Genomic DNA, 26,655 nt, shown 5'->3' on the forward strand with positions numbered 1-26,655 from the left:
GAGACGTATATTCGTATGTCAGAAAATTTTGCGCAGTTATTTGAAGAAAGCTTAAAGGGTTTTGAAGCAGAGCAAGGCTCTATCGTTAAAGGTACTGTTATCTCTATCGAGAACAACATTGTACTTGTAGATGCTGGTCTTAAATCAGAAAGTGCTATCCCTGCAGAGCAGTTCAAAAATGCTGCTGGTGAACTAGAAGTTGCTGTAGGCGACGAAGTAGATGTTGCACTAGATGCAATCGAAGACGGTTTCGGTGAAACTATCCTTTCTCGTGAGAAAGCGAAGCGTCACGAAGCGTGGATCCGTCTTGAGAAAGCATGTGAAGAGCAAGAGACTGTTACTGGTGTTATCAACGGTAAAGTTAAAGGCGGTTTCACAGTTGAAGTTGATTCAATCCGTGCTTTCCTACCTGGTTCACTTGTTGATGTTCGTCCAGTACGCGACACAACTCACCTTGAAGGTAAAGAGCTTGAGTTTAAAGTAATCAAGCTTGACCAAAAGCGTAACAACGTTGTTGTTTCACGTCGTGCAGTTATCGAATCTGAAAACTCACAAGAGCGTGAAGAGCTTCTTGCTAACCTTGTTGAAGGTCAAGAAGTTAAAGGTATCGTTAAGAACCTTACTGACTACGGTGCATTCGTTGACCTTGGTGGTGTTGATGGTCTACTACACATTACTGACATGGCGTGGAAGCGTGTTAAGCACCCTTCAGAAATCGTTAATGTTGGCGACGAAATCGCAGTTAAAGTTCTTAAATTCGACAAAGATAAAACTCGTGTATCTCTAGGCCTTAAACAGCTTGGCGAAGATCCATGGGCAGCTATCGCTGGTCGTTACCCAGAAGGTTCTAAGCTTTCTGGTCGTGTAACTAACCTTACTGATTACGGTTGCTTCGTAGAAATCGAAGAAGGCGTTGAAGGCCTAGTTCACGTTTCTGAAATGGATTGGACTAACAAGAACATCCACCCTTCAAAAGTTGTTTCACTAGGTGACACTGTTGAAGTTATGGTTCTTGAAATCGACGAAGAGCGTCGTCGTATTTCTCTTGGTCTTAAGCAATGTATTGCTAATCCTTGGCAAGAATTTGCTCGTCTACAAAACAAAGGCGACCAAGTTACTGGTAAGATCAAATCAATCACTGACTTCGGTATCTTTATCGGTCTTGACGGTGGTATTGATGGTCTTGTACACCTTTCAGACATTTCTTGGAACACACCAGGCGAAGAAGCTGTACGTGAATTCAAGAAAGGCGACGAGATCACTGCTATCGTATTGCAAGTTGACCCAGAGCGTGAGCGTATCTCTCTAGGTGTTAAGCAAATCGAAGCTGACCCATTCAATAACTACCTTGATGCAAACAAAAAAGGTGCTATTGTTAAAGGTAAAGTGACTGAAGTTGATGCGAAAGGCGCAACTGTAGAGCTTATCGAAGGCGTTGAAGGTTACATCCGTGTTGCTGATATCGCTCAAGAGCGCGTTGAAGATGCAACAACTGTTGTTTCTGCAGGCGACGAAATCGAAGCTAAATACGTTGGCGTTGATCGTAAGAACCGCACTTTAAGCTTATCTGTTAAAGCTCTTTTCGAAGCAGAAGAGAAAGAAGTACTAGAGAAGCTTAAGAAAGAAGAGCCAGTGTTTGAAAACGCAATGGCAGCTGCTTTCGCAAATGCACAAAAAGACTAATTATTAATTAGTTTTTAATTGGAAGGGCAGTTTTGCCCTTCCACTATTCTCTTTAAGGAAACGCTATGACTAAGTCAGAACTGATAGAAACACTTGCCGAACAACATGCACATGTTCCTGTGAAAGATGTTGAGAATGCAGTAAAAGAAATTCTTGAACAAATGGCCGGCTCATTATCTACTTCAGATCGAATTGAGATCCGAGGTTTTGGTAGTTTCTCTTTGCATTACCGCGCTCCTCGCACAGGTCGTAACCCAAAGACTGGCGATACAGTAGAGCTTGATGGTAAGCATGTCCCTCATTTTAAACCAGGCAAGGAATTACGCGATCGCGTAAACGAGAGTATTGCCTAGTTAACTAATTGGAGTAGTTACTTGTTTAAGGTATTAAAAATTAGTTTAATTGTACTTTGCCTATTTTGCGCATTTTTGTTGGGCTCTCAAAACCCACAACTGGTACAAATTAATTATATTATTGCCAGTAATACCTTACCACTTGCGGTAATTATAAGTATCTGCTTTATACTCGGTGTAATAGTAGGGTGTTTTATTAGCTTTAAATTGTTTTCTAAACTTAAGTGGCAAAATTACCGCTTAAAAAAACAATTAGCACCAGAAAAAAATAATAGTAAGCTTATCGCTAATAATGACACCTAATTATGATTGAGCTTTTGTTTTTATTACTGCCTGTTGCTGCCGGCTACGGTTGGATAATGGGCAAAAACAGCGCAAAAAACCAAGCTCATCAACTTAACCGTCAAATTACTTCTGAATACAGTAAAGGCTTAAAGTTTTTACTCGATAGGGAAGAAGATCAAGGTTTAGAGCATCTTATAAACTTATTAGAAGTTGCAGCCGACTCTGTTGATCATTACTCTACGCTTGCCACCATGTTCCGCCGAAGAGGCGAGCTTGACCGCGCGATTAAAATCCACGAATTACTCCTTAAGCACCCAAGTTTAAGTGAACAACAAGCTGCTGCAAGCCGTTTAGAATTAGCAGAAGATTATATAATGGCTGGATTGCTTGATGGCGCAGAAGAACATCTAGTATGGCTTGTTAAAGCTGGGCACGAGCAAGCGCTAGACCCAATTATTGCTTTATATTCCCAGACCCGAGAATGGGAAAAGGGCATCAATATGTTTGAAGCCCATAGCGAGCTATTCGTTAAAGAGCAACACTTTAAAGCTATCGCTAATTTTTATAGTGAAGCAGCGTTGAGCGAAAATAACCCACAGCTGATGAGTAAAGCTATTAGCTTAAACTACAAAGCGGTTCGCCCTTTATATGAACTGGGCTTGTCGGCTTATACAAGCGAAGACTATGTAAAAGCAATCTACTATTGGCGTGAGCTAGTCTGTCACTTTACGTTATTTGCACCCTTATTCATTGATCAGTTAGCGCATAGCTATAAGCAACTAAACCTAACGCACCAGTTTCATGATTTGTTGTGTGACTTGCTCGATAAGGGCGGAGTATTAATAAAAATAAAACATTGCCAAGCATTATTAGAGCAGGGAAATACCAAACAGGCATTTGAGTTTTTAACCGACAGTTTAAAACGCCAGCCGACTATCAGAGGTTTTAGCTTTTTGCTACAGCTAATGGCCGATAAAAATCCAAATACCAAAGAAGTACTTGATGAAATTGATAAGCTAGTTACGTCGTATATAGCTACAAAACCAGACTTTCAATGCCAACATTGTGGTTTTACAAGTCATACGATTTATTGGAACTGCCCATCTTGTAAGCATTGGGAAACCATTGTGCCAAGTAGAGGCTTAGACGGATTTTAATAACCCCAACCATTTATAACTTTACTGCCATTCATTAGGATAGTTATGTCTTTAGAAGATACAAAAAAAGTTCTTATTGCCCTAGATTACGACTCACAAGACGCAGCGCTCAATTTTGTAAAAAAACTCTCGCCAGATACGTGTCGCTTAAAAGTTGGCAAAGAGATGTTTACTTATTTCGGCCCTGCATTTGTTAAGCAATTAATAGATTTGGGTTTCGACGTATTCCTCGATCTAAAGTTTCATGATATTCCTAACACCGTTGCAAAAGCAGTTACCGCTGCTGCCAATATGGGTGTATGGATGGTAAACGTTCATGCCTCTGGTGGCTTTGAAATGATGAATAAAGCAAAGCAAGCACTTGAAAAATTTGGTGATAAAGCGCCTCTATTAATTGCTGTAACAGTTTTAACGAGCATGGATGAGACTGAGTTAAAGCGTTTAGGTGTTGAAAAATCAGCTCAAGACCAAGTTTTGCACTTAGCTAATTTAACAAAAGAAGCAGGACTTGATGGTGTTGTATGTTCAGCCCAAGAAGCGAAAGCGCTTAAAGCGCAATTAGGTAATGATTTTAAGCTAATAACGCCTGGTATCCGCCCTGAAGGTAGTGATGTAGGCGATCAAAAACGCATTATGACACCAAAGCAGGCGATTGAAGCAGGAAGCGATTACTTAGTAATTGGCCGACCGATCACACAATCGTCAGATCCTGTACAAACTTTAAGTGATGTTAATAAATCTCTAGTTTAAGTTAACAAAAAGCAATTATTTAGTGCTAACCCCCTTTTTTAAATACATTTTTATGCTACATTAGTATTAACAATGCAGTAAGGGGGTTGTTTTGAAGTTAATATTTGGATCTTTATTAATTGTTGTTGCAGGTTTTTCAGTAAATAAATATGTTTTTTCTAGTAAAGCATATGATGGCGTGGCATCGATTACCGACTTAGTCGCTAATTACCCCGTGGATTTATTTGAATTTAAACAAACGATGTATGGTTACGCACATCACTTATGCTATAAAAATGAAAAGAGTTTATCGCGCCAGCATATAAGTACATCAGATTGCATCTTAAATCATAATAATAAGCATAGTGAATGTGAGAATAAAGTGTTCAGATTAGCCCCACTTAGTTTAGAAACCAAAGCAGAGATACTTGATTATTCTAGGCAATATACAGAATGTACATTACCTTATAAGCATATTATGGGGTAACGTTCATTAACACTGCTTGTTAAGTATTAAGAGCAAACTCACTGCAGGTTTTATATAAATGCTTTTTATAAGCGCTAACAAAGTGCTAGCGCTTATAAAATTATAAACTATTTTAGCTTAATAGACTTTGCTTCTATATCTATTAGGCCTTGCCTAAACAAGCCACCAATAGCTTTTTTATAGTTAGCCTTACTCGTCGAAAATACTTTTTTGATAAGCTCAGGATCAGATTTATCACCAAGGGCGAGTGTACCGCCTTCATTTTTAAGCTTTTCCATTATTTTTTCGCCAAGTTCATTTACTTTACCCATGCCTGGCTTTTCAAGTAAAACGTCAATTTTTCCATCTTCTCGTACTTTTTGAACAAAGCCTTTAAGCTTCTGACCTACAAATAAGTTTTTAAATACCCGATTGTAAAAAACAACACCAAAATGAGACTCTTCAATCAATACTTTGTAGCCAAGATCGGTTTTACCAGCAACAATCAAGTTAACTTCTTGAAGAGGTGAATACTCAGGCTCATTTTTTGATAAAAAGCGATTAAAGTTACTTGATGCACAAATACGTTGGCTCGCATTATCTAAATACAAGCGAACTAAGTAAGAGTGGCCTTCTTGCATACGTGGTTTTTGCTCGTTAAATGGAGCTAAAACATCTTTTTCTAGACCCCAATCTAAAAAAGCACCTATGCTATTTATTTCTTTAACACGAAGCAGTGCATATTCACCTACTTGTGCATGGGGTTTTTTTACTGTTGCTGTGGGCAAATTGGCGTTATCTAAAAAGATAAAAACGCTGATGCTGTCGCCAGCTTCAAGCTCGTCTTTAATTTCGTGCTTTGGTAAAAACACTTCGCCTAAATCGTGGCCATCAAGGTAAGCACCTTCATTACTCACTTCTTTTACAAATAAGGTTTGTGTGGTTCCTAGGTAACTCATAATTATTCCTGCTCAGGTTTCTTTTTACGGCGCATAGGTGAATTGCCATCAATGTTAATTGGGGCTTTTATGGGTGCTGCTGGTTTTTTAGGTTTTACCTTGCGCTTAACATGTGCCTTTTTGACCTGAGCGATTTTTTTTGTTTTTACAGTGGCGATTGCAGGTTTCTTTTCTTTTATACCTTTAAATTTAGCTTTAAGGCCTTCAATACTTGCAAAAACTAACTCGTCATTTAAAAACGATTTTATTGCTAAGTAGCTAGCCCAATCTTTAGGGCCTACTAACGATAATGCGTTGCCTTTGAACCCTGCACGGCCTGTACGGCCAATACGGTGAACATATTCTTCAGCGTGTTTTGGTAAATCAAAATTGATTACGTGGGTTACGCTTAATAAGTCCAGTCCACGAGAAGCAACATCAGTGGTGATTAAAATTTTAAAGTTTTCGCGGCTAAATGAGTCCATAATATCAAGGCGTTTGCTTTGTGTTAAATCGCCAGCTAAAGCCACCGATTTAAAGCCTTTTTCATTTAGTGCTTCACTTAAGCGACTGGTATCGGCGCGGGTTGCAGTAAAAATAATACATTGGCCAACATCATCTTGCTTTAAGAAATGCTCAAGCAGGGCTTCTTTGTGATCAAGGTGATCGGCTAAGTAGAGTGTTTGCTTTATATCACTGTGCTGCTCGTTGGCAGCGCTCAGTGTGATTTGCTTGGGCTTTTTTAACAAATTACGCGACAGCGCATCTACTTGAGCATGATCTAGTGTTGCTGAAAACAACAAAGTTTGACGTAAGCGATGGTTTGCCTGTTCATTGATCATTTTTAACTGTTCTGTGAAGCCTAAGTCTAAAATACGGTCGGCTTCATCAAAAATTAATAGCTCTAAACCACTTAACTGTAACGAGCGTTTTGTGATGTGATCAGCTAAACGTCCTGGTGTTGCTACAACAAAGTGTGGGTCATTACGAAGTGCCTTAATTTGATCATTAAAATTTTCGCCACCAAGAATTTTTACCGATTTAATATTTGTACCTGCAATTAACAGGCGCAACTGTGTAAATACCTGTGTGGCAAGCTCACGGGTAGGGGCAATAATAAGAACACGAGGGTCACGTTTACTGAGCGCTTTTTGTTTCATTACTCGCTGCACAGCAGGTAATAAAAATGCTAATGTCTTGCCCGAGCCCGTTTTTGACTGAGCAAAAATGTCATGCCCTGCAAGTGCAGTTGGGACAGCATGTGCTTGTATATCTGTGGGCTGGGTGATTCCCTGATGTGCTAATTGTTTCTCGAGGCGAGTATCAATCCCAAGATCAGTAAAGTGCAAAGTCGTGTTCTCCAAGGTGCAACTTAAATTAATGGCCGCATTATAGCTTACACAGGGGTTATGCCGACAGTAAAAACCATCCTAACGCGCTATTTTTTGCAATTAATTTTGAAAAGCGTAAAATACGCGCCCTACATGCGCCGGATTTACGATTCGGTAAACGCCACTTAAGGCTATCAAAGCAAAATAGGAAAAAAAATGACCGCTGTTCATAAAGATAATGTAACTAATGCGCACTTTGTTGTATGTGCTATGTATAAATTTGTAGCTTTACCAAATTTTGAAGCATTGCGTAAACCACTCTTAGAAGTAATGGAAGCCAACGAAGTACGTGGTACTTTATTACTTGCTGCCGAAGGGATTAACGGTACTGTATCAGCTAAACGCGAAGGAATTGATAACTTACTTGCGTGGTTAGATACGCAAGAGAATCTAAATGACATCGTAACTAAAGAATCTTACGATGATGAATGCCCGTTTTACCGCACAAAAGTAAAGTTAAAAAATGAAATTGTTACTATGGGTGTTGAAGGAGTTGATCCTCTAAAAGTAGTAGGCAGCTATGTTAAACCAAAAGAGTGGAACGCGTTAATATCTGACCCTGAAGTGATCCTCATTGATACACGCAACGATTACGAAATTGAAATTGGCACCTTTCAAAATGCAGTCGACCCTAACACTAAAACTTTCCGTGAGTTCCCTCAGTGGGCTAAAGAGAATCTAGACCCAGAAAAACACAAAAAAGTAGCCATGTTTTGTACCGGTGGTATCCGCTGCGAAAAATCGACAGCCTACATGAAAGAACAAGGGTTTGATGAAGTTTATCACCTCGAAGGCGGTATTTTAAAATACTTAGAAGAAGTGCCTAAAGAAGAAACTATGTGGGAAGGTGAGTGCTTTGTTTTTGATAACCGTGTAGCAGTAAATCACGATTTGCAAAAAGGTTCTTACGATCAATGCCATGCGTGTCGCATGCCGATCACAGAAGAAGAAAAGCAAAAACCTGAGTACATGGAAGGCGTATCATGTCATCACTGTATTGATAATGTAACCGACGAGCAGCGAGCACGTTTTGCTGAGCGACAAAAGCAAATTGAACTTGCACAAGCGCGTGGTGAAGGTCATATAGGTAATGAAGCGCAAGCGGTTTTACAACAACGTAAAGAAGCGAAAAAAGCACAAAAAGAAGCGCAGCGTAATAAATAATCATTATACAAATCGTACTTATAAAGCCCAGTGAACACTGGGCTTTTTAGTTTAAATAACTCACTCTTAGATTACTCTTTTCGTTCTTTCTTATGCCCCCTAAAACACCCTAAATCTGAGCATGAAGTAAGTAAATTGGTATTACCAAAGTAGTTTCATCTTATCATTTTGCTAATTTATCTCTCGATTCTGCTTATTGATCAAACAGCTGTTAGACTTCGTAAGGTAATGGGAATAATAATTAATTAAGGTGTTACTTTGAAATCGCAAAAATATTATATGAGTGTCGTAAGTTTGCTGCTGTTGATCAGCCTACCAGTAATGAGTGCAAATGTTGTTGTCCAACAAATTACACTCGAGAGCGCAAAACAACAAGTGCAAGCAGTCGGTAATACCGAAGCCATACATTCAGTCATTATGTATCCCGCAGTGGGCGATAGAGTAACAGGTGTTTATTTTAAACCGGGTGATAAAGTAAAAGAAGGCGATACTTTACTAGAGCTTGATTCTCGTAGGCAACAAGCCGCACTTGATGAGGCTAAAATTAAACTTGCCGACACCCAACGTATATTAAAACGATTGGAGCAAAGTCAGGCTAAAGGCGCAGTCCCTAAAAGCGATGTTGACGATGCAAAAACGGTTGTTGAGCTTGCCAAAGTAACCCTCATACAAGCTCAAACTGAGCTCGACGATAGAAAAGTTATAGCACCCATTAATGGTGTTATGGGTCTGACTGATGTTGAAGTGGGCGATAGAATAACAGAGCAAACCCCTATTGCGACAATAGATGATATGACAAGTCTATTTATCAATTTTAATGCACCTGAGTCAGCCATTACTATGCTGCGCACTAAAAGTAATTTAACGGTCTTTGCGTGGCAATCAGATAAAGCTATTAACGCAGATATTGCTTATATAGATTCGCGCGTAGACCCTCAAACCCGAACTTTACGTGTTAAAGCAAAACTAAATAATGAAAACCAACAATTTTTGCCTGGCATGAGCTTCAGAGTACATATTGAGGTTGTAGGTGAACGTTTTGCTGCAGTACCAGAGGCGGCATTATTATGGGGAGCAACAGGCCCGTACGTATGGACAAGTGTTGATAAAAAAGCGACACGTGTTGATGTAAAAATAGAGCAGCGTTTATCAGGGCGTTTATTAGTATCAGGGCCGTTAAATGAGGGCGATATTTTGGTTGTTGAAGGCGTTCAACGTTTACGTGCAGGCCAAGATCTAACCTTTACCTTACCCGATCAAGATGTACAGGAGTAAGTATGAAACAGCAAGCTATAATGCATGACTTACCCTCAATGGCGATTCGTCGCCCTGTACTTATTGTGGTTCTTAATTTATTAATCATCATTGCAGGTATTGCCGCCATTGCAGGCGTAGAGGTTAGAGAACTGCCAGATGTAGACAGGCCACGTATTACAGTTTCAGCTCCGTTTCCCGGCGGCTCTCCAGAAACGGTTGATACCGAAGTAACCAGTAAACTAGAAGGGGCGGTTGCGCGTGTAAGCGGTGTAAAATCAATACGCGCACAAAGTGAAGAGGGCAATGCGCGAATTGTGGTCGAGTTTAGACCCGGCATAAACTTAGATGACGCCGCAAATGAAACCCGAGAGTCTGTTGCGCGTGTAGAGCGTGACCTTCCTGAGGAAGTAGAACGCGTCTCTATTATCAAAGCCGACAATGACGCTGAGGCGGTTGTATCACTGACTGTATCAAGCGAAAGTTTATCACTTGAAGCGCTTACCGAACGTGTGAACGTTGATTTAGCCCCGCAATTTTTAACCATTCCAGGGGTGGCAGATGTACGATTAAATGGTGACAGGGAGCGAGTGTTAAGAGTACGCATAGATCCCTTAAAACTCAGTAGCTTTAATTTAACCGTCCCAGATGTCGCTCAAGTACTGAGCGAAGCGCCATTTGATGTACCCGCAGGAAGCTTAAAGTCAAACGATCAGCAGATTATCGTGCGTGCGGATGCAACCTCTATTACACCAGAGCAAGTTGGCGATATTATAATCCAAGGCGATACACAAATAAGCGACATTGCCTCTGTGTATTTTGGCCCTGCCGATCCGCGCTCAATGGTTAGGCTTAATGGAAAGCCTGTCATAGGCATGGAAATTATCCGTCAAGCACAATCAAATACAATAGAGATATCAGATGAAGTGCTTAAGCTGATTAAAAGTATGCAAACGCGTTTCCCTGAAATGGAATTTACACTTACCTCCGACGATGCTCAGTTTATAAGAAGCTCAGTAGATGAAGTGATTTACTCTTTACTGCTTACTGTGCTGTTAGTGGTGATCACATTATGGGTGTTTATTGGTTCATGGCGAGCTACCTTAGTGCCTGCATTTGCAATTCCTGTCGCGTTAATCGGATCATTAGCTTTGATATGGGCATTAGGTTTTTCGATAAATATTTTAACTTTATTAGCGCTCGTATTAGCCACAGGCTTAATTGTTGATGATGCTATTGTAGTGAGTGAAAATATTCAGCGCCAACGAGGCTTAGGTTTGGGACGCCGTGCAGCGGCAGTAATAGGCACGCGAGAAGTGTTTTTTGCTGTTGTAGCAACCACCGCCGTGCTGTCTGCTGTATTTATACCCATTGCGTTTTTACCCTCAACCGCAGGGCGTTTGTTTAGAGAGTTTGGTGGTGTACTTGCCGGCGCGGTTATTATATCAAGCTTTGTGGCGCTTTCTTTAGTGCCTGCACTGACCTCTAAATTAAAGTTGAAGCAGGGTGGTTTTCACCCGTTTGCTAAATTAGGTCATTGGCTTGGCGGTATTTATACAAAATCAATTCATAAAGTGCTTAATCATGCATGGCTTACGTTTACGGTGTGTGTATTAGTTGCAGCCGGATCAGGTGCATTGTACGCCAGTCTAGATAACGAACTTTTGCCAACAGAAGATCGAGGTAAAATTCGTATATTTGCACGTGGCCCAGATGGTGTAGGGCTTAACTTTATGGATAGACAAGCGATAAAAATGGAAGACATTTTACTTCCGTTTGTCGAAAGCGGCGAAATTGAGTCTATCTACACGGTGGTAGGTCAATGGGATCCAAATATTGTATTTATCACAGTACCATTAAAGCACTGGGATGAGCGCCATTTTAGCCAGCAAGAAATCATTAATAAAATACGCCAGCCACTGGGTAATATACCAGGAGCACCGGCTTATCCTGGTGGAGCGAATAGTTTAAACTTACGCGGCCAAGGGGGAGGCGTAGAAATTGCTTTGCTTGGGCAAGATTATTTGCAAATATTTAAAGCGGCTCAACTGTTCTCAGCGGCCCTTGAAAAAGCCGTTCCAGAGGTGGCGCCTGTGCGTATTTCCTATCAGCCATCGCAACCACAGCTTAGAGTCAATATTGACAGACGCCGTGCACAAGAGCTTGGAGTATCACTTAACGATATTGCGGTTACATTACGTGCAGCAATCAACGGTGATGACATCGAAGACTTAAACATTGGTGATCAATCGGTGCCAATTATGTTACAGGCACAAAATCAAACAATTAACAGCCCTAGCGACTTAGCCAATTTATATATAAGGGCAGGGAATGGCAATTTAGTACCGTTAAGTAGTGTGGCATATATTTCTGAAGAAGGCGTGGCGGCAGAGCTTGAACGTCATGCCCAGCGCCGCTCAATAGAGCTTAGTATGGAGCTGCCAGAGTCATTAACCATAGCAGCTCTAGTTGAGCAAATTAAAAACGTATCGGAGCAGTCGCTAGCGCCTGGCATTGCACTTGCGTTTAAAGGCGAAGCACTCACCTATGAAGAAACATCGAGCGAAGTGCTTATCACTTATGTCCTTGCTTTTTTGATTGTATTTTTAGTGCTAGCCGCACAGTTTGAAAATGTAAACAGCGCGGTAGTGGTGATGATAACCGTTCCTTTTGGTATTACCTCGGCTATATTAGCGCTTTATTTAACCGGCACGTCGCTAAATATTTACTCTCAAATTGGCTTAGTTATGCTGATAGGTTTAATTGCTAAAAATGCGATTTTACTGGTTGAGTTTGCCGATCAGTTACGTGATCAAGGCTTAACGGTCAGAAAAGCGGTTGAACAAGCGGCGTTAGTTCGATTGCGTCCAATAACCATGACGCTCATTTCAACACTGTTAGGTGCACTCCCTTTGATCCTCTCTACAGGGGCTGGCGCTGAAGCTAGGAATGCCATTGGCTGGGTTGTGTTTGGTGGCTTAGCGTTGGCTGTATTATTTACGCTGTATCTAACGCCTGTTATCTACTTAGGACTAGCTCGCTTTACCTCGCCGCGTGGTGATGAGTCTAAAAAGCTAGCACAAGAACTTGAGAAAATAGACTAACCTTAAGGCCCTGCATACTTTTAAATTAAAAAAGTGCAGGGCATGCTTTTGGCTTGATTGGCAGACTTTGTTTGTTAAGATAGCAACTTGAGCATCTAACCCTTTTGTGTAGCCACAAGGAATCCCCAATGCAAGCTGAACAAGTTGAAATTGCGCAGTTTTTAGCGCAGCACCCGCCATTTGATGACTTACCAACAAACGCTTTAAACGAGCTTGCTCAACAAGTTGAGGTAGCTTACTACCGCTCGCAAACTGATATTTTAACGTTAGGCCAAGACATCGCTGATTTATTTATAATTCGCAGTGGCTCTGTGGAAATATATCGTCGTAATAACGAGCTCTATAATCGTTTAGATGTAGGCGGTATTTTTGGTCAAATGGGGTTGTTGATGAACCGTAAAGTGCGCTTTCCTGCCAAGGCGTTGGAAGACACACTGGTTTATTGTATTAACTTTGAATTGTTTAATCGTTATTGCGATGAGTTTGATAGTTTTGCTGATTATTTTGAAGCCGATGGCAATGTACGCCTTCGCCAAGCCTTAGTTGAGCAAGCCGACAGCAACGATTTAACAACCGCCAAAGTTAAGTCGCTCATTCATCGCGATGTGGTAACGCTAAGCACGCAAACCACCATACAAGATGTTGCTAAGGTAATGACAGAAGAAGCAATATCATCAGTGCTAGTGACCGATTTAAATAAACCAATAAGCGACGACCCAGAAGAAGACGATGGGCAAATTGTCGGTATCATTACCGATCGTGATATACGTACAAAAGTTGTTGCCGAAGGCTTAGGGCTCGATGTGACTGCAGATAAAATTATGTCGACTAACCTTGTACTGCTCGACTCAAATGCATATGTATTTGAAGCCGTGCTTGCTATGCTGCGTGATAATTTACATCACTTACCTGTGGTACAAAAGCGCCGGCCTATAGGTGTTATTTCACAATCTGATATTTTAAGGTACGAATCGCAAAGTAGTTTACTTTTGGTACGCGGTATTTTAGCGCAGCAAACCATTGAAGATTTAGCACATTATGCGCGTCAATTACCAAGTGTATTTGTGCGCATGGTAAACGAAGATGCTAATTCGCATATGATTGGTACCGCTATGGCAGTAATAGGGCGTACGTTTAAACAGCGTTTATTAGTATTGGCAGAAGAAAAATTTGGTCCGCCACCAGTTCCATATTGTTTTATTGCACTTGGCTCTATGGCTCGCGATGAGCAACTCATCGTGACAGATCAAGACAATGCGCTAATTTTAGATGACAATTACGATGATGAAAAACACAATGAATACTTTCAAAACCTCTCAGATTTTGTGTGTGATGGCCTAGCGCAATGTGGTTATACCTATTGCAGCGGCGAGATCATGGCCTCGTTTAAAAAATGGCGTAAAACACGCTCGCAATGGTTTGATCAATTCTCACAGTGGATAGCCTTACCTAAACCACAAGCACTGCTTAACAGCTCAATATTTTTTGATTTAGATGGTGTATGGGGTAAAACAAAGTGGGCCGACGAGCTTAAAACTTTTATTGCTAAGCAAACAAAACAAAACCGCGTGTTTTTAGCAAATATGGCTGCCAATGCCCGAAACCGTACACCGCCACTTGGTTTTTTTAAAGGCTTTGTGCTTGAACATAACGGCCAACATAAGCGCTCAATGAACTTAAAACGCAGAGGCACGGCACCGCTCTCTGATGTTATTAGGGTACATGCATTAGCGATAGGCTCGCGTAAGCAAAATTCGTTTGAGCGTCTTGAAGATATTATCGAGTCGCGCTTATTACCTGAGGGCAAGGCACAAGATTTACGTGATGCGCTCGAGTACATTGCCATGATGCGCATTCGTCATCAAGCATGGCAAATAGAGCAAGAAGAAGAGCCCGATAACGACATAGATCCGCATTTATTATCGCCCTTTGAACAACGTAATTTAAAAGAAGCATTCGCGATACTCGAAAAAGCGCAAAGTTACTTAAAATTTAGTTATTCAGCTAATGTAGGTGTGAAGTAATTAATGGTTAAACAATCGCATTTTGATTGGCAAGCACAGTATAAAGCGTTAGCAAAAAATGCTAAAAACGAGCATTTAAAAACGTTTTACCAGCAAGGTTTTGGTGATATTTATACGCCAATAAAAGAAGTCTCATTCGTGGCACTTGATTTTGAGACAACCGGTCTAAATAGTGAGGTTGACGATATTGTCAGCATTGGTCTAGTGCCTTTTTCAATGCAAAGAGTGTATTGCGCTCATGCTAAGCATTGGGTAGTGCAGCCTCGTAAAAGCTTAAGTGAGGAGTCGATTGTTATTCATGGTATTACGCATTCAGAAGTGGACGATGCTCCTGATTTAACCTCTCGACTAGGGCCGCTACTTAATGCACTTAGTGGAAAGGTCGTGGTAGTGCATTATGCAGCGATAGAGCGGCATTTTCTAAATAATGCATTACTTGAGCGAATTAACGAAGGGATCCAGTTTGCATTAATCGATACGATGGAACTAGAACAGCGAGCTCTGCGTGCTCGCCAGGGCTTAATAGGGCGTTTGTTTAATCAAAAGGTAGGCTCACTTAGGCTAACTGATTGCCGCGCGCGGTATTCACTGCCAGCTTATCATAACCATAATGCCCTAACTGATGCATTAGCTACGGCAGAATTACTCATTGCTCAGCTGCAATACCATTATCGTGATGATACGCCTTTAGCTGAGCTACTCAGTTAACTTTGTAGATAGGCTGTTTAATTTAGCCAATTAGAAATACCTAAAGCAATAAAAACGCCGCAATATTTGCGGCGTTTTAACGTTTATGAGTCAGGGGTTTTATTTTGTGGCGCGTGGCTCAGTACGTAGCCCGAGCATTAGGCTTACACACATCAGTAGTAGCACTAAAGTAAATGGAAGACCCGTTGATACGGCGCCCGCTTGCAATGCCTGAATAGCTTCAGTACCGCCTATCCATAAAAGAGCTGCAGCAATAGAACCTTCAACCGAAGCCCAAAACACACGCTGAGGCACTGGCGCATCTACTTTTCCGCCTGCTGTGATTGAGTCGATAACCAATGAACCTGAATCAGATGAGGTGATAAAGAATACCAATACTAAAACCACAGCAAGGAATGAAAGTATGCTCGACATTGGAAGCTCATCAAGCATTTGGAACATTGCCATAGGTACATCAGTTAATCCGTTTGCGCCTAAGCTACCAATGCCTTGCACAACCTGATCTATTGCAATGCCACCATAAATAGACATCCATAAAATAGTCACTAGTGTAGGAATTAATAATACTGCAATTAAAAACTCTCTAATTGTACGACCACGTGAAACGCGCGCAATAAACATACCTACAAACGGTGACCATGAAATCCACCATGCCCAGTAAAATACAGTCCAGCCATGCATCCATGTTTCGTCTTCACGACCATGTGGAATACTCAGAGGAATGATATTTTCAATATAACCCATTACCGTATTAGGTACATTACCGATTGCCACAGCAAACCCAACTAAGCCAACAAATAAAAGTAAGGCAAATGCGATTAGCATATTTATGTTACTAAGTAGTTTTACACCGCCATCAATGCCGCGCACAACAGAGATAATTGCAAGCAAAGTAACGCCTAAAATAACTAATAACTGGGAACCAACACCACCTTCGGTACCAAATACATGATTAATACCTGCAGAAGCTTGTTGCGCGCCTAATCCAAGTGATGTAGCAAGGCCAAACAAAGTAGCAAGTACGGCAAGGATATCAATAATATGACCAGGCCAGCCCCACGCTCTGTCACCTAATAGCGGATAAAAAATAGAACGAATTGATAAAGGAAGGCCTTTATTATAGGTAAAAAACGCAAGTGAAAGTGCCACTACTGCGTAGATACCCCATGGGTGAAGGCCCCAATGAAACATGGTTGCACCCATGGCAACTTTGGCAGCTTCTGGTGTATTTGCGGTTACATTAAGTGGGGTTTCGTACCAGCCAGTAAAGTAAGCAACTGGCTCTGCAACGCCCCAAAACATTAAACCAATTCCCATACCAGCGGCAAATAACATAGCAAGCCATGATAGGCGCGAATGCGACGGTTTAGCAGCGTCTCCACCTAAGCGAATATTACCATATGGCGAGACAATTAATGCTAAGCAAAATATAACAAAGAAGTTTGCTGCCCACATAAAAAACGCATCAAAATTATTTATTATATCGAGTTTAATACCATCAAGTGTTGCTTTGGCTGTTTCGCCATCAGTAACGAGAATAGCGACTAAAAAGATGACAATCAAACCGGCACTAATACCAAAAACAGGATTGTGTATATCAAATCCCCATTTTTGCACGTTATCTTGACCTACGGTGTAGTCCGTATTGTCAATACTATACTTGTCATGATTTTCGCTCATGAATACCTCTTATGTTGTCCTAACAAGCCAGAGAGTTCCGGCATAATACTAAGTTAATTAGTTTCAAAGTGAGTGTTAATAATTACAATAAAACTTATTTGAGAACTAACTAATTTAATTCTTTATCATACCTTGTATAAAGTATGAGTTAAATCGTAAATACAAAACTATTTGCTTATAAATCACTGATTACTTAACGCTAAAGGCTATTTAATGATAAAAATTTAAGCTATTGTTAATTTTGTAAGTGTTAAAAATTAGTTTGTTTTTAAACTAAATATACAGCTAAGCAGCCTAACTTCTTTAGTTGTTAACCCATTAGTACACGTGCTAAGTAAGTTAAAGGCCAAATTTAATCATCGTGTAACATGCACAAAGGTAAAATTTGACTTAGGCTTTATTTATTACATCAAGTGAAAGGACTAACTTTAATATGTTAAACACCAGAACTAATGACGCACACAGCAATGAACGAATACGTACTCAATTTCAGCTAGTCCGCCAATGCAGCCTTTCACTTATTAAAAATCTTAGTGCAGAAGATTGCCAACTACAAGCGATGGACGATGTAAGTCCGATGAAATGGCATCTAGCGCACACAACTTGGTTTTTTGAAACTTTTTTACTGGTTAAATATTTAGCCAATTACTCAGTTTTTGATGAGCAGTTTAGAGTGCTGTTTAATTCCTACTATAACGGCATAGGAGAACAATTTAAGCGTTCTGAACGTGGGTGTTTATCCCGTCCGAGTTTAGAGGATGTGCTCAAATATAGGAGTTATGTTGATCATGCTGTCAATGAATTGCTTGAGTTAGGCACGGATGAAACGCTGCATAATATTATTGAGTTGGGTTTAAATCATGAGCAACAGCACCAAGAGCTCATGCTTATGGATATAAAATATAATTTTTCGGTTAATCCATGTTTTCCTGTTTACGAGCAAGCCTCTGAGCGGGTGAGGGTGCCAACAAATTCTATAGACCCGTTGATATACACAGACTTTAACCAAAGTATAACGAATATAGGGACTGACGCTAAAAACGGCTTTTCTTACGACAACGAACAACCAAAACACCAAGCGCTGATCCATGCGTTTAGATTTGCTAATCGATTAGTGAGTAATAGAGAGTATTTACAATTTATAGAGGCGGGGGCATATACAACCCCCTCATTTTGGCTAAGCGATGGCTGGGCTACTATAAATGCCCAGCAACTTAGTCACCCTTTATATTGGCACTGTATTGATGGGCAGTGGTTTGAATTTACCTTGTATGGGCTTCAGCCTTTAAATTTAGATGCGCCAGTAAGTCATATTAGCTACTTTGAAGCGGCAGCTTACGCTAATTTTGTCGATGCGCGTCTGCCTACAGAGTTTGAATGGGAGTATGTAGCACAGCAACAAGCACTTAAGCAACGACAAAACGATTTGCTTACGCCAAGTGCATGTAAAAACCCAGATGTTATCTCGCAATTAAGCGACACTTGTTGGCAGTGGACTAATAGCGCCTATTTACCTTACCCTGGTTTTAAGCCTTTCAGTGGTGTAGCAGGAGAATACAATGGTAAATTTATGAACAATCAAATGGTTTTGCGCGGAGGATGTGTATTTACCCCAAAAGATCATTTACGAATAACCTACCGAAACTTTTTCTACCCGCACCAAGCGTGGATGTGCAGCGGCATTAGACTAGCAAAGGACATACTATGAGCCAAGTAACAGCAATTAATCAGCAATCTATCACCGACCAAGACTTTTTAAATGATGTATTACATGGGCTCGAACAACAGCAAAAAACGCTGCCTTGTAAATACTTCTATGATGACAAGGGAGCGGCTCTTTTCGAGCAAATAACCTCGTTGAAGGAGTACTATGTTACCCGTACCGAGCTTGCCATATTAGAAGACTATTCAAAGACTATTGCCCAGATATTACCTGAAAACCTATCGATTATTGAGCCCGGTTGTGGATCTGGGAAAAAAGTAGCGTATTTATTAGCTCATTTAGCTAATGTTAAAACCTTTGTTCCTTTTGAAATATCATCAGAGATGCTTAATTACTCGCTAGCGCATCTATCACCTTTATTCCCAGAACTAGCCATTACGCCATTGCTGGGTGATTTTACGCATAGCCAAATGGTTAAGCAGTTAACAAAAGATACGGCCTTAGATAGCCAAACTAATTTGGTGTATTTTCCAGGTTCAACATTAGGTAATTTTGCGCCCGTAAAAGCCATTGAAATAATGAATAACTTTCATCGTTTATGTGGGGTAAATGGTTATGTATTAATAGGTATTGACTTAGTTAAAGAGCGACAAGTGTTACTGGATGCTTACGATGATAAAGCTGGTATAACCGCTGCGTTTAATAAAAACTTATTGCAGCGAATAAATAACGAATTAAATGGCACATTTATACTGGAAAACTTTGCACACGAATCGCGATTTAACGAGGTACACAGCCGTATAGAAATGCACCTTGTGAGTAAGTGCGAGCAAAGTGTGGTGATCAACGATATACAAATAGATTTTGTTGAAGGGGAGAGCATTCATACAGAAAACTCGCACAAATACACCCTTGAATCATTTAAAACCCTTGCAGCACAGGCTAATTTATCACTTGAGCAAACATGGCAAGATGAGGACAACTACTTTGCACTTTGCCTGCTTAGACCAATGTAACCGCCTAATTTACTACCACCTGATTGCTGCTAAATGTATAGTTTAGCAGCGCGCCTTTTGGTGAATGTTGTATAAGGGTTACTTTATTTAAACCATACAGTCTAAAAATAAGTGGTGCAATAACCGACACGGCGGAGCCTGTCGCAGTATCTTCATTTACCCCAAATTGCGGCGCAAAATACCTAAAATACGCGCTTGCATTGTTTTTATTAATGCTTTCTATGTGCAGTGCTATCACCGCATTGCTATGTATGTTTACTAAGTGTGTAAAATTAACCTCTAAATGCTTTAAATTAGCCATGTTTTTAAACAATACAACGGTATATCCGTTTTTATGTGCTGTTGAGTAAGCTGCTTTTATAGAATGCGAAAACACATTACTAAGACTGATAACTTCATTACTCTTTTTTGCATTAATAGCCGATAGTTGAAGTTGAACACGCCCTGTTGCTAGCTTAATTTTAAATCGCTCTCTAGCGCTTGAAATAAAGTGTGAAGGGCAAAAACCAAAGTGTGCCAATAAACATTTTGCAGCGGCAAGGGTGCCATGGCCGCAGCGCTTAATTTCTGATGTTTGGTTAAACCAACGAATGCTACATACACGGCGAGAAATTTCACTCTCATGTAAAAATACGGTTGCTGGGTGGTTAGAGTGCGATGCAATTTTTTGCATTACGCGAGTACTTAACCCGTGCGCATAAATAACAATTAACGCACTTGAGCCAGCTAAATTATGCTGTGAACTAGAAAATACAGGTACTGAATAGAGATGCTTTAGGTATCGCAGCGCAGGCTGTTTTAGCCTACGTTGCGATAAAAAGGAGCGTTTAGTCTTTGCTTGCATATGCGTCGTTATGAACGCCAGCAGCACGCCCTGATGGATCGGCATTATTTTGAAATGATGCATCCCATGCAAGTGCTTCTGGTGTTGAACACGCAACCGACTTGCCATGTGGTACACATTTAGCAGATGCATCACCCGGGAAGTGTGATTCAAAAATAGAGCGGTAATAATACGCTTCTTTAGAATCAGGTGTGTTAATTGGGTATTTAAACTTAGCATTAGCCAGCTCTTGATCGCTCACTTGCTCATTTACAAACTCTTTTAACGTGTCAATCCAGTTATAGCCCACACCATCTGAGAATTGCTCTTTTTGACGCCATAGCACCTCATCAGGCAGGTAACCGTCAAAACCTTCACGTAAAATATGCTTTTCAATTTTGCCATCTTTACACATTTTAGCTTCAGGGTTGATACGCATCGCCACATCAACAAATTCTTTATCAAGAAACGGTACACGTGCTTCTACGCCCCATGCAGCCATTGACTTATTAGCACGTAAACAGTCAAACATATGCAGCTTTGACACTTTACGGTTTAGCTCTTCATGAAACTCTTGTGCGTTGGGTGCTTTGTGGAAATATAAATAGCCACCAAATAATTCATCAGCGCCTTCGCCCGATAACACCATTTTAATACCCATAGCTTTAATTTGGCGCGCCATTAAATACATTGGCGTTGAGGCACGAATGGTAGTTACATCATACGTTTCAATGTGATAAATAACTTCACGAAGTGCATCAATACCTTCTTGAATGGTAAAATGAATAGGGTGATGGACTGTGCCAATCATATCCGCTACTTTTTGTGCTGCGGCCAAATCGGGTGAACCTTCAAGCCCAACAGAAAATGAGTGCAGCTTAGGCCACCACGCATCACTTTCATCGTTATCTTCAATACGCTTAGCGGCAAAGCGTTGTGTAATAGCCGAAATAACCGACGAGTCTAAACCACCAGAAAGTAGCACACCGTAAGGCACATCACACATTAGCTGGCGTTTAACTGCCGCTTCTAATGCTTCTTTAACGTCTTGAGCTTCTGCGCTGTTATCTTTAATTGCGTCGAAAGTTTCCCAATCACGTTTGTAATAAGGCTTAAGCTCACCATCTTTGCTATAAAGATAATGGCCCGGAGGAAACTCTTCAATATGCTTACAAATCGGCGAAAGCGCCTTAAGCTCTGAGGCAACATAAAAGTTACCGTGCTCATCGTGGCCAGTGTAAAGCGGAATAATACCAATGTGATCGCGACCAATTAAGTACGCATCGTTTTCTTCATCGTATAAACAAAATGCAAAAATACCATTTAAATCATCTAAAAAATCAGGCCCTTTTTGTTTGTATAACGCTAAAATAACTTCACAGTCTGATTGAGTCTGAAACTCAAAATCAACCTCTAACTCTGCTGCTAGTTCTTTGTGATTATAAATTTCGCCGTTAACCGCTAAAATATTTGTTTTTTCAGGGTTATATAGTGGTTGTGCGCCGCTTGATACGCCAACAATGGCTAAGCGTTCATGCACCAAAATCGCTTTATCAGATGAATACACACCCGACCAATCTGGGCCGCGGTGCCTTAGTAGTTTTGACATTTCAATTGCTTGTGTACGCAACTGAGTGGCGTTAGATTTAATATCTAATACACCAAAAATTGAACACATAGTAACTCCTCATTCCTATTATGTGTGCAGCAGGGCAACTTGCTGTGCTGCGAACCTTTGTTTTATCAGAAATAATTACTCAAGTCACACTGCTTTTGCAATTAATTAAGAATAATTTATGCACCAGGCGCAATGTAATTGCACTTAATGGGTGCAAGCGGTGTGGCAGAGTTTAGATTTACATCGATTTTTTCATGAAAGAGCGTGTTGGTATGGGGTTGGCCTAGCTATTGTTAAAAATAACTTCCTATTAATGCACTAAATAAGTGCAAAAAATATAAACCAAAACTTTTGCATATTAGCCTTTATTAAATGCTAGAGTAATTAATAAGCGCAACCTGCTGGCTAGTGATTAGCGAGTATTGCACTAACAGTGTTGTCATAAACTGTACTTCTGTTCATTACAACTTATTACCAAGTAAGCTGGTGTATTTTGTTAACATCCATGTTGACGAGATAAACAGCGACAAGGATTAAAAAGCACAACTGCAAGGGGGTGCTTAATTTTTATGTGATGACTCAAGCGGCGCGCTTTTTATATTTAAGCGCTAAACTAAGCTGATTTACGTGCCCATCGAGCTTTTGTGAAGCTAGTTTAGCTTGCTCTAGCGTAACTTGTTTAAATTCAATAGAGTCACCGGGTCTAAATTGCGCAAATTGGTGTAAGTCAGCTTCAATAACGGTTCCTAGCAAAGGGTAGCCACCGGTAGTTTGGGCATCATTTAGCAATACAATAGGCTCACCACAGGGAGGAAGTTGAATAGAGCCTGGGCATGTGCCAAGCGAGGCGACTGAGTGAGTGTGGTGTAGCGGCTCATCAAGGTTGAGCCTTAATCCCATTCTGTTACTGTTGTGACTCACTTTAAAAGCTGTTGAAAAGAAACGTTCAATGATCTCACTGCCTAAAAGGTGTGTATGTGGGCTAGCATAGACCCTGATAGTTTTTAATTTTGGTGGTGCAATCGCGCCAAGCTTTACAAATTCACCAATTGATACAGGTGGTGTTTTGATGGGAATAAGATCGTTCTCACAGAGTGCTTTCCCCCTCAAACCTCCAAACCCTGCATATAAATCGGTAGATTTAGAGCCCATTACGTCATTAACGTTTATACCACCTTGCACAGCAATATAAGTGCGTAAGCCGGCTCGCCCTGTTTCAAAGCTTAAAATTTGCTTTGCTTTTACTTGATAATTCCAGCCAGGGTATAACGGGGTATCATCAAGTGATGCGTGTAGATCGGCACCTTGTATAGCTATCACTGTATCGATCTCAAATTGAAGTTCGCATAGGCCCAGGGTGACCTCTAGCACGGCTTCATTATCAGCATTACCAACTAGCTTGTTAGCAATAATTTGTGCATAAGGGTCTAAGCACCCAGCTTGGCTTACACCTAAGTGGCGATAACCCCTACGTCCACGATCTTGAATGCTAAGCTGAACACCTGGTTTAAGTACTGTTATCACTCTATGCTCCTTGTACTGTGTTTGATGGGATAAATGACAGTGTATCGCCGGGTTTGAATAAGCACGGCTCTGGATGTGTGCTGTCAAAAAGGGAAGTGTTTGTGTGGCCTATAATGTGCCAACCACCGGGTGTTTGAGCAGGATAAATAGCCGTTTGATCAGAGCCTAATGCGATTGCGCCTTTGGGCACTTTAGTTCGCGGTGTCTCTCTACGAGAAATATGTAAACGGGGGTCTAGCCCATGCAAGTACGCAAAACCAGGTTGAAAGCCCAAAAATAAAACATGGTATGTGGCCTGGCTATGTATTTCAATAATTTGCTTGGGGGTTAAGTTAGTTTTTTTGGCAACAAAGTCTAAATCTTCTCCCTCATAACGAGTGGGTATCTGATGGTGAGTTCCTTCAAATGTTGATGCGCGCACCTTCTCCCACAATTGTGGCAATGTTGTTTGCCATTTTTCTAAATGAGTTGCTGATTTTAAATAAAGTGTCAAAGAGTTCATCCCTGGCACTAAATCAGAAAATTCATCATTTTTCTCTAACTGTGCAGTGAGTGCCCAAATCTTTTTTTGCGTTTCAAGTGCGTCGCTTTGCTTATGGTGTGATGCATTAAGGAACAAACTAGTATTTGTTAACGCCACGACTTGTAAAAGTTCAGTCATAATTATTATCTTTTTATATAACGTATTGCAAAGCTAGCATATTTTTTTCGATTTTTTCAGTACTTAGCAATAACAAATCACAACAGTGTAAATGGCACAAAAATAAAAGGGAAATTAAAAGTTATTACTCGTTTATTTTCTGAAATTAAAACACCGCTTATTGGGTCTTTATTAACACACGCAGGTATTAGAGGTAGTTATGATTTTCTCTCGCACACTTTATACATTAGGCGCTGCTATTACTTTTAGCGCAGGTTGTTTTGCTTTATCAACCGACAAAATAGAGCAAAGCAATGTAAAGGCTACCATGCACATCAAAACAATTGCTTTAGGCTCAGGGTGTTTTTGGGGGGCAGAAAAACGTTACGAAGCGTTAGAAGGGGTTATTGATGCGGAGTCAGGGTACGCAGATGGCTTTGGTTTTGAGGCAACGTACCAAAACGTGACAGATAAATCTCGTCAATTTGACGAAAATAATTACGCTGAAGTTGTCCAAGTTATGTACAACAGTAATATCATATCCTCAGAAGATTTATTAAAAAACTTCTTTGAAGGCCACAATCCTACTCAAGTTAATCGTCAGGGGAATGACATTGGAACGCTGTATCGTTCTATAATTCTTACAACTACGCAGGAACAGATACAGATTGCAAAACAACTCATAGCTGAGTATCAACCTTTATTAAATGAGGCAGGGTACGGAAAAATTAGCACCGCAATAAAACCACTTAAAGAGTTTGTCTCTGCTGAGGAATATCATCAAAATTACTTACAAAAGAACCCAAATGGTTATTGCCCTGATCACGCAACAGGTGTGGTTTTTAATAAAGGCAAAGAAGTAGAGGCAGATAATGACTTTCTATTGAGTGGAAAACATATAGTGATACTCGATTCGCGTGAATACTGCCCATATTGTGAAAAGTTTAAAAAAACAGTAGCAAACGATTATAAAGGCTCAATTCCTATGACGTTTCGTCATGCTGATGAGCTTAATGGTTTAACCATAAAGTCGGCTACTTGGGCAACGCCTACAATTTTGTTTTTAGAAAATGGTAAAGAGGTGTATGCGCATCAAGGCTACGCGACCCCTGCTGAGTTTTATAAAGCGCTAGGCGCCTTCAAACTTGGTGACAGTAAGGCCTACGACGTTGCATTTCATGAGCGTACCGATAGACCTTATTGCAAAGAATACAAAGAATTTAGAAACACCCCCGAGGGTACATTTGTAGATAAGTTAAGTGGTGAGCCATTATTTGATACCCGTGATAGATTTAATTCGGGCACAGGGTGGTTATCGTTTAAGCATCCCGTTAAAAATAGTGTAACCATGCATGAAGATACAAGCTGGGGCATGAGAAGAATTGAACTTAAATCAAAAAGTACAGGCATTCACCTAGGCCACCTTTTCCCTGGAGAAGGACCAAGAGGTACAGATAGGTATTGTATTAACGCCACTGTGCTCGAATTTATACCGCGTGATAAAGGCTAATAATTAAGCCCGATGTAGTCGGGCTTTTTTTATGCCATTAAACTTTTATAAAATTCAAATATGGTTTATAGATTATAGATACGTAAATAAATAGGGTGTGACTGATTATCAAATTGTTTAATTTTTTAGCAGTTATTTACGGTGTACTAGTAGCCGATATAGCGCTTGGTGAGCCAGTAAAAAAATATGTAGTGGGTGTAGAAAATATAGAATACCTGCCTTATTACGATGGCAGTGGTAAAAATAAACAAAGCTACTATGGATTTAGTCGAGAACTATTAGAGCTGTTTGCTAAGCAACACAAAATAAAGTTCGAGTTTTATACACTGCCTATTCCACGCTTATATAAAGAATTTATAGAGCATCAACATGTAGACTTTAAATACCCTGACAACCCAAATTGGCATAATGCATACAAAAAAAAGCTGCATTCCTCCATTACATATTCAGAGCCATCCATCATTACGCACTCGGGTATTGCGAGCCTAAAACCAAATATCACATTTAACGATTGCAAATCATTAGCTAAGGTGAGGGGGTTTACTTTACAAGGTTTACAGGCGCTTACTAAAAAGCCAGCGCTAAAGTTACTTGAAACCGATAATGTAATTGAAATGATCTACCTGCTTTTTAAAGAGCGAATAGATTGTATTTATATTTCTCGCGATGTACTTGAATATAATTTATCAGAGTTTTTCGATACACCAGTGCCAGTCTATTTTCAGCATCAGTTACCTGTTGATAAGCAAGCTTTTTTATTATCTACAGTAAATTACCCAAGCTTAGCTGAAAAGTTTAGTCAGTTTTTACAAAATAACGAAAAGAAGATAAACGCACTCAAAAGCAAGCACAAACTGATAGTTGAATAAAAGGCGGGAAAACAAAAACGGCTCATATAAGGTCACCACCTTACATGAACCGCTTT

At 40.3% G+C, this 26,655-nt stretch carries 22 protein-coding genes; 15 read left to right on the forward strand and 7 right to left on the reverse strand.

Going from position 1 to position 26,655, the window contains the following annotated elements:
• Positions 1 to 15 precede the first annotated feature (15 nt).
• From rpsA to AABI99_RS02975, 6 genes are all read left to right on the forward strand, one after another.
• A complete protein-coding gene (gene rpsA, locus AABI99_RS02950; protein WP_338363180.1) occupies positions 16 to 1,683 on the forward strand; it encodes a 30S ribosomal protein S1 in 1,668 nt (555 codons plus the stop codon).
• Between the two features lie 65 nt (positions 1,684 to 1,748).
• Positions 1,749 to 2,036 carry an integration host factor subunit beta gene (ihfB, locus tag AABI99_RS02955; protein ID WP_004587872.1) on the forward strand — a complete coding sequence of 96 codons (288 nt, stop codon included), beginning with the start codon at positions 1,749 to 1,751 and terminating at the stop codon, positions 2,034 to 2,036.
• A 21-nt stretch (positions 2,037 to 2,057) separates the two neighbouring features.
• Positions 2,058 to 2,339, forward strand: a complete 282-nt coding sequence (locus AABI99_RS02960) for a LapA family protein (RefSeq protein ID WP_338363181.1) — start codon at positions 2,058 to 2,060, stop codon at positions 2,337 to 2,339.
• A 2-nt stretch (positions 2,340 to 2,341) separates the two neighbouring features.
• Complete coding sequence (gene lapB / locus AABI99_RS02965) at positions 2,342 to 3,478, forward strand: lipopolysaccharide assembly protein LapB (protein ID WP_338363182.1); 1,137 nt, start codon at positions 2,342 to 2,344, stop codon at positions 3,476 to 3,478.
• A gap of 45 nt (positions 3,479 to 3,523) precedes the next feature.
• Entirely contained in the window at positions 3,524 to 4,228 is a 705-nt protein-coding gene (gene pyrF / locus AABI99_RS02970; RefSeq protein WP_338363183.1) for an orotidine-5'-phosphate decarboxylase, read from the forward strand.
• 91 nt (positions 4,229 to 4,319) lie between these two features.
• Positions 4,320 to 4,694: a hypothetical protein gene (locus tag AABI99_RS02975; RefSeq protein ID WP_338363184.1), complete on the forward strand. Its 375-nt coding sequence runs from the start codon at positions 4,320 to 4,322 to the stop codon at positions 4,692 to 4,694.
• 107 nt (positions 4,695 to 4,801) lie between these two features.
• Here AABI99_RS02975 and AABI99_RS02980 read toward each other — a convergent pair whose 3' ends face one another.
• A complete protein-coding gene (locus AABI99_RS02980) occupies positions 4,802 to 5,632 on the reverse strand; it encodes a S1-like domain-containing RNA-binding protein (RefSeq protein ID WP_338363185.1) in 831 nt (276 codons plus the stop codon).
• Positions 5,633 to 5,634: 2 nt separating this feature from the next.
• Positions 5,635 to 6,960 carry a DEAD/DEAH box helicase gene (locus AABI99_RS02985; RefSeq protein ID WP_338363186.1) on the reverse strand — a complete coding sequence of 442 codons (1,326 nt, stop codon included), beginning with the start codon at positions 6,958 to 6,960 and terminating at the stop codon, positions 5,635 to 5,637.
• A gap of 198 nt (positions 6,961 to 7,158) precedes the next feature.
• On the opposite strand from AABI99_RS02985, the gene AABI99_RS02990 reads away from it, so the two are divergent.
• The 5 genes from AABI99_RS02990 to AABI99_RS03010 all read left to right on the forward strand — a co-directional run bounded on the left by AABI99_RS02990 (position 7,159) and on the right by AABI99_RS03010 (position 15,256).
• The gene (locus AABI99_RS02990) at positions 7,159 to 8,166 is read left to right on the forward strand and encodes a rhodanese-related sulfurtransferase (protein ID WP_338363187.1); all 1,008 of its coding nucleotides are present in this window, start codon (positions 7,159 to 7,161) and stop codon (positions 8,164 to 8,166) included.
• Between the two features lie 258 nt (positions 8,167 to 8,424).
• Positions 8,425 to 9,441 (forward strand): efflux RND transporter periplasmic adaptor subunit, encoded by a 1,017-nt coding sequence (locus AABI99_RS02995; protein ID WP_338363188.1) that lies wholly within the window; start codon positions 8,425 to 8,427, stop codon positions 9,439 to 9,441.
• 2 nt (positions 9,442 to 9,443) lie between these two features.
• Positions 9,444 to 12,524 carry an efflux RND transporter permease subunit gene (locus AABI99_RS03000; protein WP_338363189.1) on the forward strand — a complete coding sequence of 1,027 codons (3,081 nt, stop codon included), beginning with the start codon at positions 9,444 to 9,446 and terminating at the stop codon, positions 12,522 to 12,524.
• Positions 12,525 to 12,652: 128 nt separating this feature from the next.
• Positions 12,653 to 14,548: a DUF294 nucleotidyltransferase-like domain-containing protein gene (locus tag AABI99_RS03005; RefSeq protein ID WP_338363190.1), complete on the forward strand. Its 1,896-nt coding sequence runs from the start codon at positions 12,653 to 12,655 to the stop codon at positions 14,546 to 14,548.
• Positions 14,549 to 14,551: 3 nt separating this feature from the next.
• Positions 14,552 to 15,256: a 3'-5' exonuclease gene (locus AABI99_RS03010; protein ID WP_338363191.1), complete on the forward strand. Its 705-nt coding sequence runs from the start codon at positions 14,552 to 14,554 to the stop codon at positions 15,254 to 15,256.
• Between the two features lie 99 nt (positions 15,257 to 15,355).
• On the opposite strand, the gene AABI99_RS03015 is transcribed toward AABI99_RS03010, so the two are convergent.
• The gene (locus tag AABI99_RS03015) at positions 15,356 to 16,936 is read right to left on the reverse strand and encodes a BCCT family transporter (protein WP_338363192.1); all 1,581 of its coding nucleotides are present in this window, start codon (positions 16,934 to 16,936) and stop codon (positions 15,356 to 15,358) included.
• Positions 16,937 to 17,369: 433 nt separating this feature from the next.
• Between AABI99_RS03015 and egtB the strand changes: the two genes are divergently transcribed.
• Together egtB and egtD are read left to right on the forward strand one after the other, a co-directional pair.
• Positions 17,370 to 18,644 (forward strand): ergothioneine biosynthesis protein EgtB, encoded by a 1,275-nt coding sequence (egtB, locus tag AABI99_RS03020; RefSeq protein WP_338363193.1) that lies wholly within the window; start codon positions 17,370 to 17,372, stop codon positions 18,642 to 18,644.
• A complete protein-coding gene (gene egtD / locus AABI99_RS03025; RefSeq protein WP_338363194.1) occupies positions 18,641 to 19,615 on the forward strand; it encodes an L-histidine N(alpha)-methyltransferase in 975 nt (324 codons plus the stop codon). The genes egtB and egtD overlap by 4 nt, the downstream gene beginning before the upstream one ends.
• Before the next feature lie 4 nt (positions 19,616 to 19,619).
• Here the strand turns inward: egtD and AABI99_RS03030 are convergent, their stop codons facing one another.
• The 4 genes from AABI99_RS03030 to pxpB all read right to left on the reverse strand — a co-directional run bounded on the left by AABI99_RS03030 (position 19,620) and on the right by pxpB (position 24,241).
• Entirely contained in the window at positions 19,620 to 20,459 is an 840-nt protein-coding gene (locus AABI99_RS03030) for a PhzF family phenazine biosynthesis protein (protein ID WP_338363195.1), read from the reverse strand.
• The gene (gene asnB / locus AABI99_RS03035) at positions 20,443 to 22,116 is read right to left on the reverse strand and encodes an asparagine synthase B (RefSeq protein ID WP_338363196.1); all 1,674 of its coding nucleotides are present in this window, start codon (positions 22,114 to 22,116) and stop codon (positions 20,443 to 20,445) included. Before asnB ends, AABI99_RS03030 begins: the two co-directional genes overlap by 17 nt.
• Positions 22,117 to 22,635: 519 nt before the next feature.
• A complete protein-coding gene (locus tag AABI99_RS03040; protein ID WP_338363197.1) occupies positions 22,636 to 23,580 on the reverse strand; it encodes a biotin-dependent carboxyltransferase family protein in 945 nt (314 codons plus the stop codon).
• A 1-nt stretch (position 23,581) separates the two neighbouring features.
• Entirely contained in the window at positions 23,582 to 24,241 is a 660-nt protein-coding gene (pxpB, locus tag AABI99_RS03045) for a 5-oxoprolinase subunit PxpB (RefSeq protein WP_338363198.1), read from the reverse strand.
• Positions 24,242 to 24,440: 199 nt separating this feature from the next.
• Here pxpB and msrA point away from each other — a divergent pair, with 199 nt between their 5' ends.
• Both msrA and AABI99_RS03055 read left to right on the forward strand, forming a co-directional pair.
• Positions 24,441 to 25,730: a peptide-methionine (S)-S-oxide reductase MsrA gene (gene msrA, locus AABI99_RS03050; RefSeq protein ID WP_338363199.1), complete on the forward strand. Its 1,290-nt coding sequence runs from the start codon at positions 24,441 to 24,443 to the stop codon at positions 25,728 to 25,730.
• A 113-nt stretch (positions 25,731 to 25,843) separates the two neighbouring features.
• Entirely contained in the window at positions 25,844 to 26,599 is a 756-nt protein-coding gene (locus AABI99_RS03055) for an amino acid ABC transporter substrate-binding protein (protein ID WP_338363200.1), read from the forward strand.
• Positions 26,600 to 26,655: the final 56 nt, after the last annotated feature.

This window comes from uncultured Pseudoalteromonas sp., from assembly GCF_963922945.1.
Classification (GTDB): domain Bacteria; phylum Pseudomonadota; class Gammaproteobacteria; order Enterobacterales; family Alteromonadaceae; genus Pseudoalteromonas.

What these genes read in the sequence shown, in the direction of transcription:
- msrA (WP_338363199.1), top strand. Translation starts at nt 24,441, where the DNA reads ATGATTTTCTCTCGCACACTTTATACATTAGGCGCTGCTATTACTTTT.
- AABI99_RS03030 (WP_338363195.1), bottom strand. Translation starts at nt 20,459, where the DNA reads ATGCAAGCAAAGACTAAACGCTCCTTTTTATCGCAACGTAGGCTAAAA.
- egtB (WP_338363193.1), top strand. Translation starts at nt 17,370, where the DNA reads ATGTTAAACACCAGAACTAATGACGCACACAGCAATGAACGAATACGT.
- asnB (WP_338363196.1), bottom strand. Translation starts at nt 22,116, where the DNA reads ATGTGTTCAATTTTTGGTGTATTAGATATTAAATCTAACGCCACTCAG.
- pyrF (WP_338363183.1), top strand. Translation starts at nt 3,524, where the DNA reads ATGTCTTTAGAAGATACAAAAAAAGTTCTTATTGCCCTAGATTACGAC.
- AABI99_RS03015 (WP_338363192.1), bottom strand. Translation starts at nt 16,936, where the DNA reads ATGAGCGAAAATCATGACAAGTATAGTATTGACAATACGGACTACACC.
- pxpB (WP_338363198.1), bottom strand. Translation starts at nt 24,241, where the DNA reads ATGACTGAACTTTTACAAGTCGTGGCGTTAACAAATACTAGTTTGTTC.
- AABI99_RS03005 (WP_338363190.1), top strand. Translation starts at nt 12,653, where the DNA reads ATGCAAGCTGAACAAGTTGAAATTGCGCAGTTTTTAGCGCAGCACCCG.
- rpsA (WP_338363180.1), top strand. Translation starts at nt 16, where the DNA reads ATGTCAGAAAATTTTGCGCAGTTATTTGAAGAAAGCTTAAAGGGTTTT.
- AABI99_RS02990 (WP_338363187.1), top strand. Translation starts at nt 7,159, where the DNA reads ATGACCGCTGTTCATAAAGATAATGTAACTAATGCGCACTTTGTTGTA.
- AABI99_RS02980 (WP_338363185.1), bottom strand. Translation starts at nt 5,632, where the DNA reads ATGAGTTACCTAGGAACCACACAAACCTTATTTGTAAAAGAAGTGAGT.
- lapB (WP_338363182.1), top strand. Translation starts at nt 2,342, where the DNA reads ATGATTGAGCTTTTGTTTTTATTACTGCCTGTTGCTGCCGGCTACGGT.
- egtD (WP_338363194.1), top strand. Translation starts at nt 18,641, where the DNA reads ATGAGCCAAGTAACAGCAATTAATCAGCAATCTATCACCGACCAAGAC.
- AABI99_RS03010 (WP_338363191.1), top strand. Translation starts at nt 14,552, where the DNA reads ATGGTTAAACAATCGCATTTTGATTGGCAAGCACAGTATAAAGCGTTA.
- ihfB (WP_004587872.1), top strand. Translation starts at nt 1,749, where the DNA reads ATGACTAAGTCAGAACTGATAGAAACACTTGCCGAACAACATGCACAT.
- AABI99_RS03000 (WP_338363189.1), top strand. Translation starts at nt 9,444, where the DNA reads ATGAAACAGCAAGCTATAATGCATGACTTACCCTCAATGGCGATTCGT.